The organism is Candidatus Limimorpha avicola (assembly GCF_056978975.1).
The window spans coordinates 176,537-197,695 of record NZ_DBMCYK010000002.1; the positions used below are offsets into that span (position 1 = coordinate 176,537).

Genomic DNA, 21,159 nt, shown 5'->3' on the forward strand with positions numbered 1-21,159 from the left:
GCCCCTTAGTGTCAACAGGGCATAATACATATAATGAAAAACCAAAGTCTTCTCTCATCCGGACTATCACCGTCGGTTTCGGAATTTCACCGAATCAGTTCCATAAGGAAGTCGCGGACTATCACCGCCGGAAAGGAATTTCACCTTGCCCTGAAGACATTGCAAAGATAAACATTATTTATAAGATGCAACACAAAATATTAAAAAAATTAAACGAGACGAGAAATTTTATTCAACAAGACAAAATCGAGTGTCACCATTGCTGTCAGTGCCTCTACTATTGGCAGCACACGGGGCACCACACATACGTCATGACGTCCTTTGATATTGATAACCACAGGATTTCCCTTGACATCTACGGTATTTTGCGGAAGCATAACAGAAGGTATAGGTTTGAATGCCACATTAAAACAAACTGTTTCGCCATTGGTGATACCTCCCTGTATTCCTCCGGAATGGTTACTATCAGTATGTATCTGAGCATCATGGCAGATGAAAGAGTCGTTGCATTCAGAGCCTGACATGGAAGCTGCATTAAAACCGTCACCATATTCAAAGCCTTTGGCTGCGTTGATACTCATCATGGCATGTGCCAGGACAGCATGAAACTTGTAAAAGGCAGGTTCTCCGAGTCCGACAGGAATGTTATGTATCTCACAGTGAACCACAGCGCCTACTGTGTCGTTCTTATCTTTATATTCTGCTAATATGACCTTTATCTCATCAGCAGAAAATCCACTGTCTGAAGTATGATTTCCTATACGGATTACGGAAGAAGATATAACAATATCATTCATATTCAATATCTGACGAGCTATACAACCAGCCACAACGCAAGGCAGCAATGTGCGGGCAGAACCACGTCCTCCTCCCCTGTAATCACGAATATCATATTTCTTATAATAGGTATAGTCGGCATGGGAAGGTCGAAAGACGTCTTTTATATTTTCATAATCCGAAGAGTGATGATCTTCATTCTTTATGAAGAAAGCTATAGGAGCACCCGTTGTCTTTCCTTCAAACAGTCCGGACACGAATTGGACCTCATCAGGCTCTTTACGTGCAGAAACAACAGTATCATTACCGGTCTTGCGTTTTTCAAGTTCCAGTGTTATCATTTCATTATCTATGATAAGTCCAGAGGGACAACCATCTATGACGCCACCTATCGACATCCCATGAGACTCGCCAAACGTCGTAAGACAAAACAACTTACCTATGGTATTGACATTCATGTTTCAAATATTAATAAAAAAAAGCTGCACAATGGCAGCTTTTCCATGTTAAAATTATTTTACTGCTCGCTAAGTATTATCAATTTCTTTTCCAAAGATTTGACTTCGGCTTTAGCCTTATTGATTTTCTTCTCATATTCAGCTTTCATGATTTCAGACTGTTTGCTGTTGGAGAAAAATCCAATATTGTTTTCGAGAATACTTATCTCCTCACGTATTTTATTGATTCTGTTAGTAATATTAAGACGTTCTTTCTTTATCTTGTTACGTGCGTCGGGATCGTCTTTCAGATTCTCGACCATATTGCGGAATATGGCTGCTGAAGTCTCATCTTCAGACAGTTTCATTTTCTCAAATATAGAATCTATGGCAGCACGGTATTCTGTTTGGATAGATTCTTTCATTTTTATTGGAACATAACCTATGGCATTCCATTCTTTTTGGAAAGCACGTATAGCTTCCATATTATCGTTACGTTCATTTTGGATTTCGTATGCTTTAATACGTTCTATCAATTCTTTTTTCAGTCTAAGGTTTTCATCTTCCTCACCTTTTATACCGGAGAAAAATTCGGATCTATTTTTGAAGAAAGTATCGCATACTGTATGAAAACGATTCCAAAGTTTCTCAGAATGACGTTTCGGCACCGGACCGATAGATTTCCATTCTTCTTGGAGTTTCTTCATTCTTTCAGCATCTTTATTCCATTCCTTGGACTCTAAAAGTTTCTCAGCCTCAGCACAGAGTTGCAACTTTTTGTTGTAGTTTTCCATCTGTTGAGACTTCATATCGCTGAAATGTTGTTTCTTATTTTTGAAGAAAGTATCCATTGATGACTTGAAGCGTTCCCAAACCTCATCATTTTGTTTCTTTTGAGCGGAACCTATTTCTTTCCACTCATTAAAGAGTTTGTTAACCTCATCGGTTTTCTTTTGGTAGGCAGAAATAGAGTTGATAGGTTCTGCGAGCAGACTTTCTATCTTTTCGCAGATAGCGACTTTTGCGTTATAGTTAGCTTGTTGCTCTTCCTGTATCTTGGAATAATGGTCACGGCGAATCTGATTGATTTTGTCGGTTGTATTTTTAAAACGTTCCCATATCTCTTCTTTTTTGTCTTGAGGAACAGGACCTATCTCTTTCCATTCGTCATGATATTTCTGTAAGAGTTTAAAGGCTTTGGTAAGAGACTTCTCAGTCAGCAATTCTTCTGCTTTGGCACAAAGTTCCAATTTTGATTCAAGATTCTTTTTAAGGTCGAGGTCACGAAGTTCACGGTTGATTTTCACCTTATCATAGAACTTCTCAACGAAGAAATGATAACTATTCCACAGGTTGGAGACCTCAGTCATAGGCACTTGGCCTATTTCTTTCCATTTATCCTGCAATGCTCTAAATTCATCGTATGTCTTTTTCAACGTCTCATTTGAATTGACAAGATTTTTCAGTTCCTCAATAATACCGAGTTTCAACTGAAGATTTTCCTGTTTTTGTTTTTCGAGGTTTTCGTTGAATTTGATTTTATTATCTCTATAAATATCGAATGCAGCCTTAAAACGAATCTCCAATGGGTCTTCTGAATGTTCGTAATTTTCTTTTTCGCCACCATCGAGAAGGAATTGAGCGAGTTCTCTGTCGCGGTCTTCCTTATTAAGTCTAGTAAAATTAACTTTGATATTCGTGACTTTATCTTTAATTTTTGCCACGTCGGCATCCTGAACGGTAGCTTCGAGAAGTTCAACAAGTTGTAGTTTGTTGAGGTTGGAAAAATCGAAATCGGAGTTCTCCTCTTCTTCTATTTCCTCCACACCAAGAGACAAGTCAACAACTTCTTCATCCTGAGGAATCATTTCAATTTCGGATTTAATTGTCGAATCGGCTGTATTTACATTTATTTTAACAGCGTCAGGCAATGTGTTAGGCTGAATCAGCTCTACAATTTCTTTACGTTCAGTAGCGTTCATATCTTGTTATTTATATGTAACCTTTTAAGGTTTAATTATTTATCTTAGATAATACCATTGTTTTTTAGTGGAATATAAGATCGTATCAAATACATATTCACAAACAATTACGCTGCAAAGATAAAAAATATTTCATGCAAAAAAATAATTCGCAAATAATTTTATCGTTGCAGCGTAAAAAACACTCAAAAAACATCAGTGTCATGCCATTTCGAGGGCATGTGCCAGGTCGGCGATAATATCTTCCACTTCTTCAATACCAACAGACAGACGTATCAAGCCGTCGGTAATGCCGGCACTTTCGCGAGCTTCTTTAGATAGCTTGGAGTGCGTCATGCTTGCCGGATGCTGAATAAGAGTTTCTATACCACCCAAAGAGACAGCGAGGAGTGCTAAATGTACGTTATTCATCATTCTTCTTCCGGCTTCTATTCCGCCTTTCAGACTGAATGTTATCATAGAACCGGGACCTCTCATCTGACGTTGTGCAAGTTCATATTGAGGGTGTGATTTAAGACCGGGATAAAGGACCCAGTCAACCTTCGGGTGATTCTCAAGATATTCAGCCACTTTACGGGCATTTTCCTGAGCTTTTTCTATACGTAAGGCAAGAGTCTTGAGACCGCGACGTGTGAGCCATGCCTGATGTGGATCCATGTTGAATCCCATATTGACCATGATATTACGTAATTTAGTATATGTCTCTTTCTCTTTGGCAATAACAATACCTCCTACAATATCGGCATGACCGTTGATAAATTTGGTCATGGAATGCAAAACCACGTCAGCGCCGTATGCCAACGGTTGTTGCAGATAAGGGCTGCAAAACGTATTATCTACACAGACAGGGATATTGTGTTCATGAGCTATCTTGCATATTTTCTCTATATCCATAATTCCCATTGTCGGATTAGCCGGAGTCTCGAGATATATTAATGCTGTATTAGGGCGTATGGCATTTTTCACATTATCGACATCAGTAGCATCGACAAAAGTAGATTCCACACCAAATCTGGGATATATAGTCTCCATGACACCGCGTGAAGGACCATACAATGAGTTATGAGCCACAAGGTGTTTACCCTGTGAGAGAAAAGTAAGATATACTGTGTTTACTGCAGCCATGCCTGAACTTACAGCGACGCTGCCGAAACCACCTTCTAATGCTGCTACAGCATCCTCCAATTCTGTTATCGAGGGGTTGCCTATTCGGGTATAAATATATCCTTTTTCTTCGCCGGAAAAACATCTTGCTCCATGTTCTGCATCCTTGAAACGGAATGTTGAAGTCTGGAAAATAGGTGTCACGGCACTACCAAAGCAGTCTATTGCACCTGCATGAACGGCTTTTGAGTTAAAGCCATATTCTTTTTCGTTATCCATGATGATATTTTTTAATTCTTTTTCATCTGCAAAATTACATTATTTTTATGATTCGCAAATAAAGATTCTATCAAACTATATGATATGAGAAATATTTTTCCGGACAATAATACGTTTAACTTTATCATAACTTCATTTTCTGTTTTATTTTATACTTTTGCAATAAAAAACAAAGTATCTCAAATCAAACATAAAATCATGAATAGGCTTTTCATATTATTGACATTAACCGTTTTATTTTTTATTGATGTCAATGCGGAACAGAAAAAATATGTAGTCGAAAGCGACACCGACGGGTTGCCGTTAAGTGTAATGGTTGTAACATCGGACAATGCAAAAGTAAAAGGCATTTTACAGATCGTTCATGGTATGGCTGAACATAAAGAAAGGTATATACCTTTTATGGAATTTATGGCAAATAACGGATATGCGTGTGTTATTCATGACCATAGAGGGCATGGTGCCTCTATCTTGTCTTCCGACGACTTGGGCTATTTTTATGATGGAGGCTATGAGGCAATGATTGCCGATGCTATTCAAATCGGAGAATGGATGCAACAACAATATCCGGAAGTACCTTTATATCTTTTCGGACATAGTATGGGTTCAATGGTAGTACGGTCTTATACTAAGCGTTATGATAAAAATCTTGATGGTCTGATAGTATGCGGAAGTCCGAGTTACAATATTGCATCCGGTGTAGGAATACGTTTGTCTGCCAAAGCGGCACGCAAATATGGAGACCATTACCGTTCGGAAAAACTACATAAACTATCATTCGGTTCTTTTAACAAAAACATTAAAGATGCCACATCTTCCAACTCATGGATTTGTACTGATATTGATATAGTAAATCAGTATGATGACAATCCTTTGTGTAATTTTGTCTTTACTACCAATGGTTTTGAGAATCTTTTCCGTCTTATGCGCGACACATACGATAAAGAGAACTGGAAAATGGAAAATCCCGAATTGCCAATTTTATTTATTGCCGGAAAGGATGATCCTTGTATTGTAAATCAATGCAAATTCAACAAAGCTGTAAGGTTTATGGAAAAAAGAGGCTATTCCAATGTCCATTCCAAATTGTATGATAATATGAGGCATGAAATTCTTAACGAAATTGAGAAAGAAAAAGTTTGGAATGATATCTTAGCAACATTGAATTATTGGAACAAATAAAATAAACATTAAAAAATCAAGGTGGTGTAAATCATGAATGACACACCACCGAATTTTATTGTCGATAATCAAAAAAATCAAACTCTCTTCCGTGGTTTGGGAGCGGGCTTTTTATCTTTCTCAGGTTTTGGTTTGTCCAAGTCTTCCGGTCTTACCTTGTCTTTTGGACCAGGTTCCGGTTTATCCAAGTCTTCCGGTCTCACCTTGTCTTTAGGAGCCGGTTTGAGTTTGTCCAAGTCTTCCGGTCTTACCTTGTCTTTTGGACCAGGTTCCGGTTTGTCCAAATCCTCCGGTCGGACTTCGACTTTTGTGTTAACCTCAGGATCAGCTTTGTTAACAACTTTTGGTTCATTCTGAGGGTCCGATTTCTTGATTTCCTTATCGTTGACTTGTGCATAAGCACAAACACAAAACGAAGAAACCACCATCATTACAATTATAAACAATGTTTTTTTCATATTAAAAAAATTAAATGTTTATATAATAATTTTTTTCAAAAAATAAAATATAGAAATAAACATACAATTCACACCTTTTTTAATTGCAAATTTACAAAATGTTTGCAATAAAAGCAAATTCAAAATTTATATCAATAAAATTATAAAATCATTTCTGCCAATATTTTCTAAAAATCACTATTTTTGTAACGCTTAAACAAAAAACTGTCTGATGAGAAACAACATTGAGATATATGATGTTTTGCGAAAGTTGACAAAAATATCGACCGGGGAAGAAATCACCGGCATCAATACCCTTCCATTATCAGGTTCTTCTCGTCACTATTACAGAATATTTACTGATAATCAAACAATTATTGGGGTATTTAATGACAATATCGAAGAAAACGAGGCTTTTTTTACTTTTACTGAACATTTTTACAATATCGGATTAGCTGTACCAAAATTGTTGGCAGTTAATGAAGGTAGAGATATTTATCTTCAAGAAGATTTAGGAGATGACAACTTGTTCAATCATGTAAAAAAATGCCTTGACAATGGTGTTTTTGACGACGAGACCATAAATCTATATAAAGATGTTTTGTCACATCTTGTTGTTTTTCAGATAGATGGTCATAAAGGATTAGATTATTCCGTAGCTATGCCGACGCCTTGTTTCGATGTGGAATCTATTCTTGAAGACCTAAACTATTTCAAATACTGTTTTCTGAAAATACATTCTGAAATTGTCTTCAATGAAGTCAGACTCAATGCAGATTTCAAAAAACTTGCCATGTTTTTAGCGGAGGCTCCGTCAGATTTTTTCATGTATAGAGATTTTCAGTCACGTAACATCATGATAAAAGGCGGAAAGCCGTTTTTTATCGATTATCAAGGTGGAAGGAAAGGACCATTGCAATATGATGTGGCATCTCTTTTGTATCAGGTTAAAGCATGTCTGCCTCAAAAGTTGAGAGATGAACTTGTAAGACATTACAAAATGGTCTTGTCCGAACGTTTTGATATGTCTTCTTTGAATTTCGACAATTATTTTCAGGCATTTGTTGTCCTGAGACTTATGCAGGTTCTTGGAGCTTACGGATTCAGAGGCTTGTTGCAAAAGAAGGCTCACTTCATCGAGAGCATTTCGTATGCGGTAGATGAATTGACAAAACAGACGGAAGCGTTGAAGTTGCCCTTTGTGACGCCGGAGTTAGACAGTGTTTTCTCTCAATTTTACAAGCTGCATGACAAATACAAGAAAGAAGAATATAATGGTCTGACGGTGACAATCAGCAGTTTCTCATTCAGAGATGGAGGCTGTCCCGTTGATTTCAGCGGCAATGGAGGCGGCTTTGTCTTCGATTGCAGAATATTGCCGAATCCGGGACGTATTGACATGTTCAAGTCCCATACCGGATTGGATAAAGACGTACAGGAATTCATAGAGAAGATACCGGAAGCTATGGATTTCTTCTACCATGTCAAGGAAATGGTGACATTGGGTATTGACACCTACAGAACCAGAGGATTTAATAATCTTATGATTAATTTCGGTTGTACGGGAGGACAACACCGGTCGGTTTATTTTGCACAAAAAACGGCAGAATATTTAGTCGGCAAATATCCGGATGTAAAAGTCGTTCTCAGACATTTGGCACAACAGAAATATCATGTTTTTGAACCGGTGATAACATGACAATATTATGAATAATGGTGGACACAAAACGGCTTTCATTCCGGCTGCCGGCATGGGAACGAGACTCAAGGAACTCACTCAATCCATGCCTAAAGCATTGGTGCCCTTAAATGGCAAACCCATGTTGCATATTATCATAGATAATCTAATATGTCAGGGATTCGACCATTTCGTCATTAATGTACATCATTTTGCCAATCAAATAATGACGTTCATCAGCAAGATGAATTATCATGACATTGTCATCGACATTTCAGATGAGAGTAATGAGTTGATGGATACCGGAGGTGCAATATTGAAAGCCTTGCCCTTTTTCAAATGCAGTGAAGCAGTCTTGATTCACAATGTCGATATAATAAGCGACATTGATTTCATGCCATATTATCAATCATTTGTAAAATCTGAAGATGCAGTATGGCTGTTTACGCAAAAACGTAAAAGTCGCAGAATGTTGGCTTTTGATGCAAATGACAATTTCTTGGAAAGAGTTGTCATGGAAGAACCTACGTTGAAAGAAACGGGAGACACAACAAGACATTTGTATGCTTTTTCCGGAATACATTTGATAAAACCGCAATATTTTGCAGAATTTGAGATAAAACCCTGTTATGTATTCGATTTATATACCGAAATGGCAGCAAGACACAGTATTAAATCAATGCCTGTCAATCCGTTATTTTGGTTTGACATAGGTACCAAAGAAAAATTGAAGGAGGCTGAATCATGGCTTTTACAAAAAAGATAGTTGAGTATGTCAAAAACAACTATGACCTCAGGAATGATGTCTTGAATATAATATTTCCAAATAAAAGAGCTGCGCTTTTTCTCAGAAAAGAGCTTGTCGCTGAAATACATGATACTGTTTGGCTGCCCAATATAATGTCGGTTCAAGAGGCTTTCGCTGAATGGAGCGGACTGTCGCTCATCGATAACGACAAAATCATTTTTGATATTTTAGAGATTGAGATGATTCTCAATAATAAAAATACTTTGGACAATGGATTTTTCGGATTGGCATCACAGATGTTGAAAGATTTCAACGAGATAGATTCCTATAAAGTCGATGCAAAGAATTTGTTCGGAAATTTGCTGAATATAAAAGAAATCGATGCTTGGTCTCCTGATGAAACAAATGAAATAGAAAGCGGTTACATCAAATTTTACGAGTCTTTATATACCTATTATATAAAGTTGAGGGATAAATTATTGTCAGAAAAAAAAGGATACTATGGAATGATATCACGGCATTTGGCAGAGTTAAGTGTTGAGGAATTGATTGATAAGGCTGTCAAAAACAAAAAGGTTTTGTTCGCCGGATTCAACTCGTTGACACGTACTGAAGAAGAAGTTATTGTGAGACTTGTGGAAACAGGCAAAGCTGCCATACTTTGGGATGTGGATTCATATTATTATAACGATGAGATGCAAGAAGCCGGCAAACTTGTTAGAGAATTTTCTAAACGACACCCCAACATTCCAGTAAATTTCGTCTCAGATAATATGACAACGGAGGAAAAAATTATCAACATAATAGAAACTTCCGGAGCTACACTTCAAGCCAATGCTCTAATGGTTCAACTCGACAAAACGAAAAATGAAAACAATACCGTTGTAGTTTTACCTGATGAAAACATGTTGATACCCGTACTGAATTCCATTCCGGATACATACAAAAGCATACATGTTACCATGGGTTATCCTTTCAACAAAACCCCGGTGTTTAATTTCATATTACAACTGTTCAACTTTCACAGGAGATTAAGCAAAACCAATGATAATATTTATCTATGGTCGTTATCCCATATACTGAATTTGGAATTTGTAAAACTCGTTTTTAATAACACACAGTTAAAAAAATTATCGTCCTGGATAGAAGATTTAACGAGCAAAAATATCTTCAATGTTGAAAAATCAAGTTTAAATGACTTGAGAGACGACAAAATATGTAAATTTATTGACTTGATAACCAAAAAATACAGCAACAATATAGATTTTCTTGAAAATTTGAAGGACATACTTGGATTTTCATTGTCGCTGACAAAATCTGAAGATTATTTTTTGAGAAACCAGATTGTCACTGCCGATAAAATAACAAACAAAATGTACAATGTCATCAAGAAATATGACGTAATCATTCAACTTGTTGACTTACAATTATTTTTCAAGCAAGTGTCGCAGGAAACCAAGTTGAATTTAAAAGGAGCTTCAGATGGTTTGCAGATTATGGGGATGTTGGAAACGAGAAATATAGATTTCGACAATGTTCATATCCTCGATGTCAATGAAGGTGTCATTCCTCAAAGCAAAAGCTACAGCAGTCTGATTCCATTCGATTTAAAGATGGCATTCAATATGCCTACATACAAAAATATTCAAGCTGTCAACGCTTACAATTTCTTCCATTTGTTTCACAATGCCAAAAATATAAACCTGTATTACAACAGTTCGACACAAGGAGTAAAACAGGGCGAAGCAAGCAGATTTTTGAAACAAATCAAAACGGAATACGCTAAAAATAAAAATGTAAAAATCGAAGAATTTCTTTTCACCACTGCCGAAGTTCCTCAAATAAATCAGGAAAACAGTATTGAGATAATTAAAAATGATGAGATACTTTCAAAAATAATGAATAAATGCTCAAAAGAAGGTCTTACACCCTCTTCTATCTCGATATACAGAAATTGTCCATTGCAGTTTTATTTTAAATATGTTTATATAGATGAAAAAACAGTGAATACTCTTGATGAGGTGATACAATCCAATGTCATTGGCAATATCGTGCATGACACATTGGATATATTTTATGATGCCTTAAAAGGTGAAAACGGGACGATAACAATAGATTCTTTCAAGAAAAACAGAGAAAAACTTATAAATGAAAGTTTTAAAAAATCTCTTGAAAAAAACAATTTCAATCAGGGACTTCCAAATAACGGATTCAATTATCTGATAGGAAAAGTAATAAACAGAATATTAGAATCATTTTTGAATGCTGAAGAAAAATTTTTGGAAAAACATGGAAGTATCACCATATTAGGTCTTGAAGGCAAGTTGGAGTATAACTTTAAATATAATAATGAAAATATCAAATTGTCAGGACGTTACGACCGTATGGACAAAGTAGGTGACAATATAAGAGTAATAGATTACAAGACCGGCAAAGTAGATGAATCAGACTTGAATATAGGAAAGAAAGACTTTGCGGATATTTCAGATAAAGCCATGCAACTGTTGATATACAAATATCTGTATATCAAGAATAATGTTGATGTGATGCCGAATAATGTGACAGCCGGCATCTTTGGCATGCAGAGACTCAGCAAAGGACTCTTCGAATTGAAAATAGATACCGGCATTCATCCTGATAAAAGTTTTGTTAATGAATGCGAAACCGTCTTCAACGAGTTGTTCACAGAATTATTCGACCGTGCCAAGCCTTTCAGCAAGACAGAAGACATTTCACATTGTACTTATTGCGATTTCAAAGTTATATGCAAACGTTGATATAAGTATCTGTTTCCCTGCTTATTTTGCAAGGTCCATATATACAGGCAGATGGTCGCTGAATCCGCCGTGATATTTTGGTCCGGAATAAGTCCTGTAAAGTTTTAGGCCTCCATAAGTCTCATCTTTAACAAACAGATAATCAGTATGAAATATGGCTGCACTGCCTTTTATATAATGCAGTTCATTTTCATCATAAAGCAGACTGCTACTTATAATTATTTGATCGAATATCTGCCATCTGTATTGATGTTTCAATGTACCTTCGAATCCCAGATCTTCAGATTTTGTAAAAAGATTAACAAGAATATCATCTTTTGAAAGACTGTTTAAAGACTTTGCTTTCAATACTTTATAAATACTGTCATCGTCAGGAGTATCGTTAAAGTCTCCCATTATGATAATTTTAGGGACAGTCCGGGGCAATGAAATCAAAGAGTCTATCCTATGGCGCAACACTCTTGCAGCCAAAGCTCTTTTGTTTATCGTCTCCATCTCACCTCCATAACGCGAAGGCCAATGATTTACAAAACAATGCAACGTATCCCCTTTTCTGTCGCTGAACACTGTATATAAAATGTCGCGCGACACTGTACGTTCAACTCCGTCATTCAAAGGTATCGCTTCACTATAAACGAGTTGTAGTTTATCCATACAATAAGCCAAAGCAACATCAATGCCCCTGCTGTCTTCGGATTCATACAGTACATATCTGTAATTAAATCTTTTCAATGGAGTATCGTAAAATATCCTGTTAAGTACATATTCGTTTTCCACCTCTGCAACACCTAACAAAGCCAAAGCCTTTCCTTGGGAAAGATGTAAAAGCGTCTTGTAAATATTATTGCGTTTTTTATAAAATCGTGACGGCGTCCATCTATTACTTCCGGATACTGTAAATTCGTTGTATTTCCGTGTACTGTCAACAAAAGTATCGAAAAAGTTTTCAAGATTCCAAAAAGCCACTCTCAAAGTGTCATGGCACTGTGCATGAGATTTATGGCATAATGCGACAAATAAACAGAAATACAAAACTACTTTTGGTAACTTCGATGATTTCATATTTCATAAATTTTGGTATTCAAAAATAAAGAATATTTTTGTGTTGTCAATAATCTGAAGTATTTTTGTGCGTTATGTTAAAAATTTTTATGAATCGTCTTTGGCTCATCATAATATTGTCGTTGTCACCTTTATTAGTTTCGGCACAGTCTGAAATAAGGATTATCCTCGACAAAGAATATGACAGCATATTCTATCTAATGGGCTACAAAGGCAAGAAAATAACCGTAGCAGACACCGGATTTTGCCATAAAAACAAAGTCGTATTCCGCAACAAAGACATCAATCCCGGTATTTATGTTCTTACAGATTCGAAAAAACAATATCTTTTAGAGTTTCTCATCGGTAATGACAAGAAGTTTACCATTGACATTAAAGACATTGAATCGTACAATTCCATAACTGTCAAAGGTTCTGAAGAGACGTCTTCCTACTTCGACCTCATGAAAGAAGCACAACATGTCAATCTGTATCTCAAAGCGTTGGAAAGCGAGATGCAATATAATCCCGGCAATGTGTTGAGAATGGATTCATTGAGAAAAACGCTCAATATGTATCAAAAATCTCTTTTACGGAAAAACGAGGATTCGTTTTTAAACACTTTTATACTTTCCATTATGCAACCTGAACTGCCGGACAGTTTGCGTTCTGCGGAAGATTCCCTACTCTATCTCAGACTCCATTATTGGGATTTTTTCCCTTTCTATGATGAAAATGTATTGAATTATCCTTTGATAGAGAATAAATTGGATTATTTTTTCGATGTCATGTTGCCGGTGAATCCTGATATTATCATCATAGAGACAGACAAGTTGATAAAAAGAGCCGAAAACAACACCAAAGTACGGGATTTCATATTATGGTATCTGTATTCCAAATATCAGACTACAAAATACATGAATCTCGATGCAGTTTATGTACATCTTGTAGAGAATTATTTCGCCGTTTCAGACATTGAAAACGTAACGGAAAATATTAAAAAAATGATGATAGACAGAGCCGAAGTATTGAAAGGTCTCTTACTTGGAGTGAAAGCGCCGCAAATGTCATGTACAGGTATTGACGGAGAAACGCATGAACTTTATGATATAAAATCGCCATATACCATAGTATATTTTTATAATCCGGATTGTCCTTTATGTAAAAAGGAGAAAAGAATATTAAACGAGACAGTGACGCGGAGGAACGACATCATCATTTATGCCGTCAATTTGTCGCAAGACGATGCCGGCAATGAATATTGTTTTGACAATGTATCATGGATTTGCGTCGGTGGCTGTTTGTCACAAGAAAAAGATTTGATATCTTTGTACGACATTAAGACGACACCTTTAATATATGTGTTAGATAGCGAGAAGCGAATAATTGCAAAAAAAATCAAGGCAGAACAGATTGAGTTGTTTATAAAGTGAAGATCATGAATATTTTTGGAGAAGATACCATTTGTGCCATCTCTACTGCGTCAGGAACGGCAGCCATTGCCGTGATACGTCTGTCGGGACCACGCAGCCACGAGATTGCCTTGTCTATATTTACAAGACACGGCAAGACGTTGAACATAAACGACATAAGAGCATACGGTGTTTATTATGGCGAGATAAAAGACCCTGATGAGGACACTGCTGTAGATGATGTGCTGATGACATTTTTCAAGGCTCCGCATTCATATACCGGAGAAGACAGCGTTGAGATAAGTTGTCATGGTTCACAATACATACAGCAACGCATCATGGAGCTTCTCGTACAGAGAGGAGCACGTCTTGCCCGTGGAGGAGAATATACCATGAGAGCTTTTGCCAACAAGAAGATGGATTTGGTTCAGGCTGAGGCGGTGGCAGACCTCATTGCGAGCCGTTCGAGAGAGGCTCATGACATGGCAGTGGCTCAGATGCGAGGAGGCTTCTCCAAGAAAATCAACGAACTCAGACAACAGCTGATAGATTTTACCGCATTGATAGAACTGGAGTTGGACTTCTCGGAAGAAGATGTGGAGTTTGCCGACAGAGAACGATTCAAAGTCTTGATAGAATCTTTGAAACAAGAAATCAAACAGTTGACAGACAGCTTTAAGACCGGCAATGCCATTAAAAACGGCATTCCTGTCGCCATAGTAGGTAAACCCAATGTAGGAAAAAGCACCTTGTTGAATGCACTGCTCCACGAAGACCGTGCCATAGTAAGCGATATACCGGGCACTACACGCGACAGCATAGAAGACACATACGTCATCAACGGCCATACTTTCCGTTTTATAGACACTGCCGGCCTGCGTAAAGTTGACGACGTGGTGGAAAACATTGGCATAGAACGTACTTACCGCAAGATGAACGAGGCTGTCATAATATTGTATATGTGCAACATCACAGAGTTCGACATAATGGAACTTAAAGAGTTCGAACAATATATAAACAACAAGGACAAACATTTTATTTTGGTAGCCAACAAGACGGACTTGCTTGACAAAAATACATCGCTCGAGATAAATATCCCCAATATCGATGTCGTTTACATATCGGCAAAGAAAAAGGACAACATACAGCAGATAACGGACATGCTTGCATCACAGGCAGAAAAGATGTATTCAGAACAAGATGTCATTGTGAGCAATGTAAGGCATCATGAAGCGTTGACACGTACATATTCCGACCTCGAAGCTATAGAAAAAGGCATGGATGACGGCATACCGACCGACCTTATGACTACCGACATAAGGGCTGCCCTATTTCATTTAGGCAGCATAACCGGCGAGATAACAACCGACGACGTGCTGCAATCAGTGTTCAGCAGGTTTTGTATTGGAAAGTGATTGCGCATAACTGACTGCAACGAATTAGAACCAACTATAACGAAGCCGCTGTAAATCAGCGGCTTTTTTATTTGTCCAAAATCCGGCTGACAGTAGTCGGAGACAGTTGTTCACCCTATTTTTCTACCGTATTTCTACCACGAAACAAATCGAGATTTGACCCCGATGTCACACTGACGCAGTAGTTGACGTGTGTTGACAATGGTTTACGTGAGTAGACAAAAAGGGAAATTATCCAAGCTGTAAAAAGCTCATGTTTAACGAAAATATGGAGGACAAACGACATGGAAGTAAAAAGAATCTGCCAATGGTGCGGTAAGCCTTTTATTGCGCAAAAGACCACCACAAATTATTGCAGTCCGCAATGCTCTAAAAGAGGTTACAAACACCGCATGAAAGAGCGGAGAATGGAACTACGGCAAATTCAGGAAATGGTTGAAGTAAAGAAAAAGCTGGAGAGTCAGGAATACTTCACTTTTTCCCAAACGGCCAAACTGATGGGTGTCTCCCGTCAGTATGTTTACAAGTTGGTGAAAGAAGACAAACTCCGTGCTTCCCGACTGAGTTCGAGAATGTCTCTCATCCGCAGAAGCGACATCGAATTGATGCTGAAAACAAAACCCTACGAAAGCGTCAAGCCCAAAGATGATGTCGACATTACCGAATACTATACCGCCGAACAAATAGCGGAGACATATAAGGTAAACACCAAATGGGTATGGACATACACCAGAGAGCATGATGTTCCAAAGGTTAAAATTCGCCAGTTCAACTATTATAGCAAGAAACACATTGATGCGGTATTTGCCAAGTACAAGACGGACGATGCCCTGACGGAATGGTACACTCCCGAAGAGATTGAGAAGAAGTACGGCATGACACGGGTCGCCATCCGCTCTCATGTCTATCGCAACAACATACCTTCAAAGAAAGAGCACGGGCAGATATTCTACTCCAAACTTCATTTCGACCTGTCCAAACAGACCGCCGAAGAGGATTCATCAGAATATTACACTGTGCAGGAAGCCATGAAGAAATACAACCTCACACGGGATTCGGTTTACGGCATCTTGCAATTCCACGAAATCAAACGGGAGAAGAAGGGCCGCTTCGTGCGCTTTCTGAAAGTGGAATTTGACCACATCATGGGAGCCCGTTAGTGGCTAAATGCAACCGACTGTAATTATCTGGAAATTATTTCCTGCTGATTACGGTCTGCATAACATCATTAAAGATTTTCGCAGCAAAAGTCAGTTATAACCATTTAATATTCATCATTATGTCAGAATGCAAAACAGTTACATTGAGGACACGCCCTTTGAAGAAAGGTATGCTGTCTTTCTACCTTGATTATTATCCGGGCTACCGGGATCAGGAAACGATGAAGACCATCCGGCATGAGGGATTGAACATTTATATCTATGCCAATCCGAAGAACCAGCGTGAACGCGACTTCAACGCCGCCATGTCGGAAAAGGCGGAAGCCATCCGGTGCCGGAGGTTCGAAGCTATCGTAAATGAACGGTATGATTTCTTTGACAAGCATAAGTTCAAATCCGATTTTCTGGAATATTACCGCAAGCAACTACGCAAACACGACCCAAAATGGGCGTTTGTGTACCAGCACTTCTACAACTTCGTTCATGGCAAATGTACTTTCGAAGAGATTGATATCGACCTTTGCAATAAATTCCGTGAATACCTGCTTAACGCAAGGCAGCTAAAGCGGAACAGGCCGGTTTCAAGAAACTCCGCTGCGGGTTATTGGTCTACATTCAGAGGATTCCTGAAGATCCTCTATCGTAACAGGATGATCAAGACCAATGTCAATGACTTTCTGGACAAGATTGAAACAGAAGATATCGCAAAAGACTATCTGTCGGTCGAAGAACTATACAGACTGGCCGAGACACCATGCAAGATACCTGTTCTGAAAACCGCTTCCCTCTTTTCGTGTCTGACCAGCCTGCGGCTCAGTGATGTGCTTTCCCTTTGCTGGGAAGAAATCGTTGACTTTGCCGCCGGAGGAAAATGTGTTCATACCATCACGCAAAAAACAAAGACAGAGGACATCATCCCGATAAGCGATGAAGCGTTGAGACTGATAGGTTACAGTTCGGAAAAGACAGGACTGGTTTTCAAAGGGCTGAAACGGAGTTGGACACAACATCCGATGAAAGAATGGATCCGTTCTGCCGGAATCACGAAGGACATAACTTTCCACTCATATCGTAGAACATTCGCCACCTTGCAAGCTGCTGCAGGGACAGATATCCGTACCATTCAAAGCATGATGGCTCACAAGTGTATTACTACCACGCAACGCTATATGAAAGTCGTGGACAGCAACAAGCGTGAAGCGACCACTAAAATCACTTTGACGAGGAAGGGCTGACCAGCTTGTCATTGCCCCATTTTTATCGGTTAGAATATGATTTTCAGCGCAAAATCATATTCTAACCATATTTTTTCTTAATTCCCGATTGATTTTCTATCGTTATTTATTACTATCTGCAAACGGGCATCTAATTTTGTCGTAGTAAAATTTCAAATAACGATAGTCTATGGCAGATAACAACAGACACACCATCAAAAAAGTAAGCATTGTCCTTAGTGTGATATGCATCATTTTCGCAACAGTTGCCACAATATTGCATAAGAATCATCAGATTGACTTAATTAGCTACTCCGCCCCATTTGTAATTGGAACGGTAGTGACAATCCTAACATGCGCTGCACTACAACGCCTGTTCTGCTCACTGCTCGCCAAAAACTATCTTTCTTTTGGCTGGAATACTTCTATCAAGACAGAAGCCGTTGCATTGAAGATAGATATAGACAACCTCGATGAATTCTCGCAACCAGACAATACAGCCAGTACGGTCAATGTTGTAGTGCAGAGACCTTCCTATCTTGAAAAATATGACGCACGGATGGAAGAACTGGAGCGTACCAAAAGAGAAAAGCGGACTGCAATAGTCAGCACCATTCATGACTATACTACATATATAATGGCAGAGTTTCTCACCAAAGAAGAACTTGAAACGCTCCATGAGAACATAGATGCTTTGGCTTACGGACAACCGGAATTATACAAACCAATCCGTTCTAAAGACGATAATCCCATCAAGTCTCCGGCACTAAGGCATTTTGCATGGAATATCGGAGAGAGACTTGATATTCCGCTAATCGACAGGGCAAAATTCATAAAAGAAATATTCCCACACGAACTGGGAAACGCAACAATCGAATATCTTTCCAAGAACCTCCGCGACTCTGTTACAAGCAAAATCAAGATTGATGTGCCTGAAAACGAAGACTACCGGTTTGACTGCATGAGGAATTTTGCTGACGAGAAAATTAGTTCCTGCTGATTATAGTCTGCGTAATATCATTGGATTGGTTTGCAGCATGTTAAACAATTAAATCGTTTAGTCATGCTAAAAGAAAACCTTACATTCAATGACCTGCCGGAAATGGTAGGCAGACTGTGTGAAAAGATTGAGAGTTTAGAGAATACTCTGAAGGAAAGTCTCGCCAAAGAGCCGCCAGTCAAAGAAAATCTTCATGTTCCCATGACCGTGGAAGAAGTATGCAGCTATCTCGGAATATCTAAGTCATCCTTCTATTACAAAGCCAAGCACGGAGGGATTCCTACCATTAAACAGGGCAAGCACCTGTTTGTCTATCGGGACGAACTGGACAAATGGTTGGAGACCGGAAGGAAAGGCCAGGTGCCACTGAGCATTGAGGAAGAACACGAGCAGATACTCGCTGCGACAAGACATAAGGCAAAACCAAGAGAGTTGTAGGAATATGGAAAAGATGAACAACAATATTCCTACCCCGGAGGAACTGAAAGCTTACATAGACGAATCGGTCATCAGCGTAACCGGGACATACGAGCAATCTGCTTCCGTGCTGATGGTGGATGATTCCGTAATCGGGACTCTGGGGAACTTCAGCGCATCCATCGGGAAAGCCAAAAGCAAAAAGACCTTCAATGTCTCGGCCATCACTGCGGCTGCTCTGATAAATGGCACTGTGCTGCATTACCGAGCCTGCTTCCCGGAAGACAAAAGGAAGATTCTCTACATTGACACGGAACAGGGTAAGAACCATTGCCAGATTGTTCTGAATAGAATCCTAAGACTGGCAGGACTACCGAAAGGTAGTGATGCTGACAATTTGAAGATGCTGGCACTCCGAAAATATTCGCCCGAAATAAGAATGGCAATAACAGAACAGGCAATCGGCATGATACCCGACTTGGGACTGGTCATCATCGATGGTATCCGGGATTTCGTCTATGACATCAATTCACCCGGAGAGTCCACCGAAGTAATATCCAAACTCATGCGATGGACTGACGACAGGCAGATACACATCCATACCATCCTGCATCAGAACAAGAATGATGAACACGCACGGGGACATGTCGGCACAGAACTGAACAACAAGGCGGAAACCATCATGCAGATTGAAGCGGACAAGGACGACAAGTCTATAAGCGTGGTAGAAGCCCTGCATATCCGTGACCGTGAATTTGAGTCTTTTGCTTTCCGGATAAACGATGAATGCCTGCCCGAAACGGTGGAGTTCTACCAGCCACAGAAACGACAGGCAGGACGACCATCCAAAGAGCCATTCGACCCTTACAAGGAAATCCCGGAGGATATGCACCGTTCCGCTCTAAACGCCGCTTTTGAGGACGGTAATATCAACGGCTATGACAACTTGCTCGAACGGCTGAAAGATGGCTACGGACGACAAGGAATAAAATTGGGACATAATAAGGCAGTTAAGCTCGCTACATTCTTGAGCAACATGCGTATGGTTGTAAAAGAGGGCAAGGAATACAGGTTCAACCGAGATTTCCATTATTGAGCCGATACCGCAAAACGCCATTGGTGTGACATTTTTTTTGTGACATTTCCCGGCTTTACTTTATTGCCGGGGTGTAGATATGAGAATAAAGCAAAGTGATGGCAGGTTTCACCATGCAGGTGCAATCTGCCATTTTCCTTTTGTATGTACGCTGGCATCCGGACAGACCCCGTGCTGTTTGAGATGTGGTATCAATCCATTCCGGGCTTGCCCGTGTGCCAGTAGAACTCCGTAGGGGGAGCCTAATACCCCACTAGCCTTTCGGCGGCGGGATGCGTTCCACTTGAAACAGCAAGCTGGGCATGGGAAAATCGTTGTCGAATTTGGACATGCACAAAAGATTCTATCTCTCGTATTGCCGACTATGACAACTTATATTTTGCTTATAGCTCAGCAGAAGAACAGGTCAGGAGTTTAACCAAGTTATAATTTCGAGGAACTGTTACTTTAGGGCAAAAACACATCAAAGATACCCATCGTTATCTAAGCGGAAAATCGTCACCAAAGCATACGGATTTATTCGGCAGGACATTGTACAATTCAACACCATGACTATTGGATATGATGTTGATTTTGTCTCCCCTATTTTCGAACATGGTTTGCCGTGCCGATACCCAAACTCTCTATCGGAACCAAGCCGGGAATATCCAATGCGTATACCGTATCCTCACCTACAAAGATTCGCTTATGTTATGGCAGATTTCTATCATGGGCTTTGGTAAACAAGATTTCCTCGACTGGATAATCTTTGCCATAAATGCACTTTGAGAATCCGACAAACACTGATACGACATCTGGCAGAGTTAGTTGATGCATCTGCACAATATGTTCAAATCAACAATGTCTGAAAACCATCTCCATAATTTACTCAAACTAGGCAGTAGTGTATTAGGAACAGATGAAAAATCAGATTAAATCTGGTAAATCTTATAAACATAGTAATGACCCGTCAACCCCAAACAGTAATGGATGACGCATATCTGTACATACGCCCCATTATGAG

At 39.1% G+C, this 21,159-nt stretch carries 16 protein-coding genes and 1 riboswitch; of the genes, 11 read left to right on the forward strand and 5 right to left on the reverse strand.

All coding sequences use genetic code 11. From position 1 onward, the window contains the following. Positions 1-42: 42 nt before the first annotated feature. Positions 43-162: riboswitch (FMN riboswitch) on the reverse strand. A 47-nt stretch (positions 163-209) separates the two neighbouring features. The 3 genes from aroC to ACZOVS_RS01990 form a co-directional block, all read right to left on the reverse strand. Continuing rightward, positions 210-1,235: a chorismate synthase gene (aroC, locus tag ACZOVS_RS01980; RefSeq protein ID WP_483995559.1), complete on the reverse strand. Its 1,026-nt coding sequence runs from the start codon at positions 1,233-1,235 to the stop codon at positions 210-212. A gap of 59 nt (positions 1,236-1,294) precedes the next feature. After that, the gene (locus ACZOVS_RS01985) at positions 1,295-3,196 is read right to left on the reverse strand and encodes a DUF349 domain-containing protein (protein ID WP_483995560.1); all 1,902 of its coding nucleotides are present in this window, start codon (positions 3,194-3,196) and stop codon (positions 1,295-1,297) included. Positions 3,197-3,397: 201 nt separating this feature from the next. Continuing rightward, positions 3,398-4,579, reverse strand: a complete 1,182-nt coding sequence (locus tag ACZOVS_RS01990; protein WP_483995561.1) for a trans-sulfuration enzyme family protein — start codon at positions 4,577-4,579, stop codon at positions 3,398-3,400. 198 nt (positions 4,580-4,777) lie between these two features. Between ACZOVS_RS01990 and ACZOVS_RS01995 the strand changes: the two genes are divergently transcribed. Next, entirely contained in the window at positions 4,778-5,761 is a 984-nt protein-coding gene (locus ACZOVS_RS01995; protein ID WP_483995562.1) for an alpha/beta fold hydrolase, read from the forward strand. Positions 5,762-5,838: 77 nt separating this feature from the next. Here the strand turns inward: ACZOVS_RS01995 and ACZOVS_RS02000 are convergent, their stop codons facing one another. Beyond that, positions 5,839-6,219: a hypothetical protein gene (locus tag ACZOVS_RS02000; RefSeq protein ID WP_483995563.1), complete on the reverse strand. Its 381-nt coding sequence runs from the start codon at positions 6,217-6,219 to the stop codon at positions 5,839-5,841. A gap of 211 nt (positions 6,220-6,430) precedes the next feature. Here ACZOVS_RS02000 and ACZOVS_RS02005 point away from each other — a divergent pair, with 211 nt between their 5' ends. The 3 genes from ACZOVS_RS02005 to ACZOVS_RS02015 are packed head-to-tail and all read left to right on the forward strand — an operon-like array spanning position 6,431 to position 11,401. Continuing rightward, positions 6,431-7,897, forward strand: a complete 1,467-nt coding sequence (locus tag ACZOVS_RS02005; protein WP_483995564.1) for a RapZ C-terminal domain-containing protein — start codon at positions 6,431-6,433, stop codon at positions 7,895-7,897. 7 nt (positions 7,898-7,904) lie between these two features. Next, positions 7,905-8,642 carry a sugar phosphate nucleotidyltransferase gene (locus tag ACZOVS_RS02010; protein WP_483995565.1) on the forward strand — a complete coding sequence of 246 codons (738 nt, stop codon included), beginning with the start codon at positions 7,905-7,907 and terminating at the stop codon, positions 8,640-8,642. Then, on the forward strand, positions 8,621-11,401 hold the full coding sequence (locus tag ACZOVS_RS02015) for a PD-(D/E)XK nuclease family protein (protein ID WP_483995566.1): 2,781 nt from the start codon (positions 8,621-8,623) through the stop codon (positions 11,399-11,401). Before ACZOVS_RS02010 ends, ACZOVS_RS02015 begins: the two co-directional genes overlap by 22 nt. Before the next feature lie 21 nt (positions 11,402-11,422). Here ACZOVS_RS02015 and ACZOVS_RS02020 read toward each other — a convergent pair whose 3' ends face one another. Further along, positions 11,423-12,463 carry an endonuclease/exonuclease/phosphatase family protein gene (locus ACZOVS_RS02020; RefSeq protein ID WP_483995567.1) on the reverse strand — a complete coding sequence of 347 codons (1,041 nt, stop codon included), beginning with the start codon at positions 12,461-12,463 and terminating at the stop codon, positions 11,423-11,425. Positions 12,464-12,552: 89 nt separating this feature from the next. Here ACZOVS_RS02020 and ACZOVS_RS02025 point away from each other — a divergent pair, with 89 nt between their 5' ends. From ACZOVS_RS02025 to ACZOVS_RS02055, 7 genes are all read left to right on the forward strand, one after another. Next, on the forward strand, positions 12,553-13,875 hold the full coding sequence (locus ACZOVS_RS02025; RefSeq protein WP_483995568.1) for a DUF5106 domain-containing protein: 1,323 nt from the start codon (positions 12,553-12,555) through the stop codon (positions 13,873-13,875). 5 nt (positions 13,876-13,880) lie between these two features. Beyond that, positions 13,881-15,269, forward strand: a complete 1,389-nt coding sequence (mnmE, locus tag ACZOVS_RS02030; protein WP_483995569.1) for a tRNA uridine-5-carboxymethylaminomethyl(34) synthesis GTPase MnmE — start codon at positions 13,881-13,883, stop codon at positions 15,267-15,269. 284 nt (positions 15,270-15,553) lie between these two features. Next, entirely contained in the window at positions 15,554-16,429 is an 876-nt protein-coding gene (locus ACZOVS_RS02035; RefSeq protein WP_087249138.1) for a helix-turn-helix domain-containing protein, read from the forward strand. A gap of 119 nt (positions 16,430-16,548) precedes the next feature. Further along, positions 16,549-17,664, forward strand: a complete 1,116-nt coding sequence (locus ACZOVS_RS02040) for a tyrosine-type recombinase/integrase (protein ID WP_087249136.1) — start codon at positions 16,549-16,551, stop codon at positions 17,662-17,664. Between the two features lie 169 nt (positions 17,665-17,833). Beyond that, a complete protein-coding gene (locus ACZOVS_RS02045; RefSeq protein WP_483995570.1) occupies positions 17,834-18,643 on the forward strand; it encodes a hypothetical protein in 810 nt (269 codons plus the stop codon). Positions 18,644-18,706: 63 nt separating this feature from the next. After that, the gene (locus tag ACZOVS_RS02050) at positions 18,707-19,081 is read left to right on the forward strand and encodes a helix-turn-helix domain-containing protein (RefSeq protein ID WP_087249132.1); all 375 of its coding nucleotides are present in this window, start codon (positions 18,707-18,709) and stop codon (positions 19,079-19,081) included. A 4-nt stretch (positions 19,082-19,085) separates the two neighbouring features. Beyond that, the gene (locus ACZOVS_RS02055; protein ID WP_087249130.1) at positions 19,086-20,156 is read left to right on the forward strand and encodes an AAA family ATPase; all 1,071 of its coding nucleotides are present in this window, start codon (positions 19,086-19,088) and stop codon (positions 20,154-20,156) included. Positions 20,157-21,159 lie beyond the last annotated feature (1,003 nt).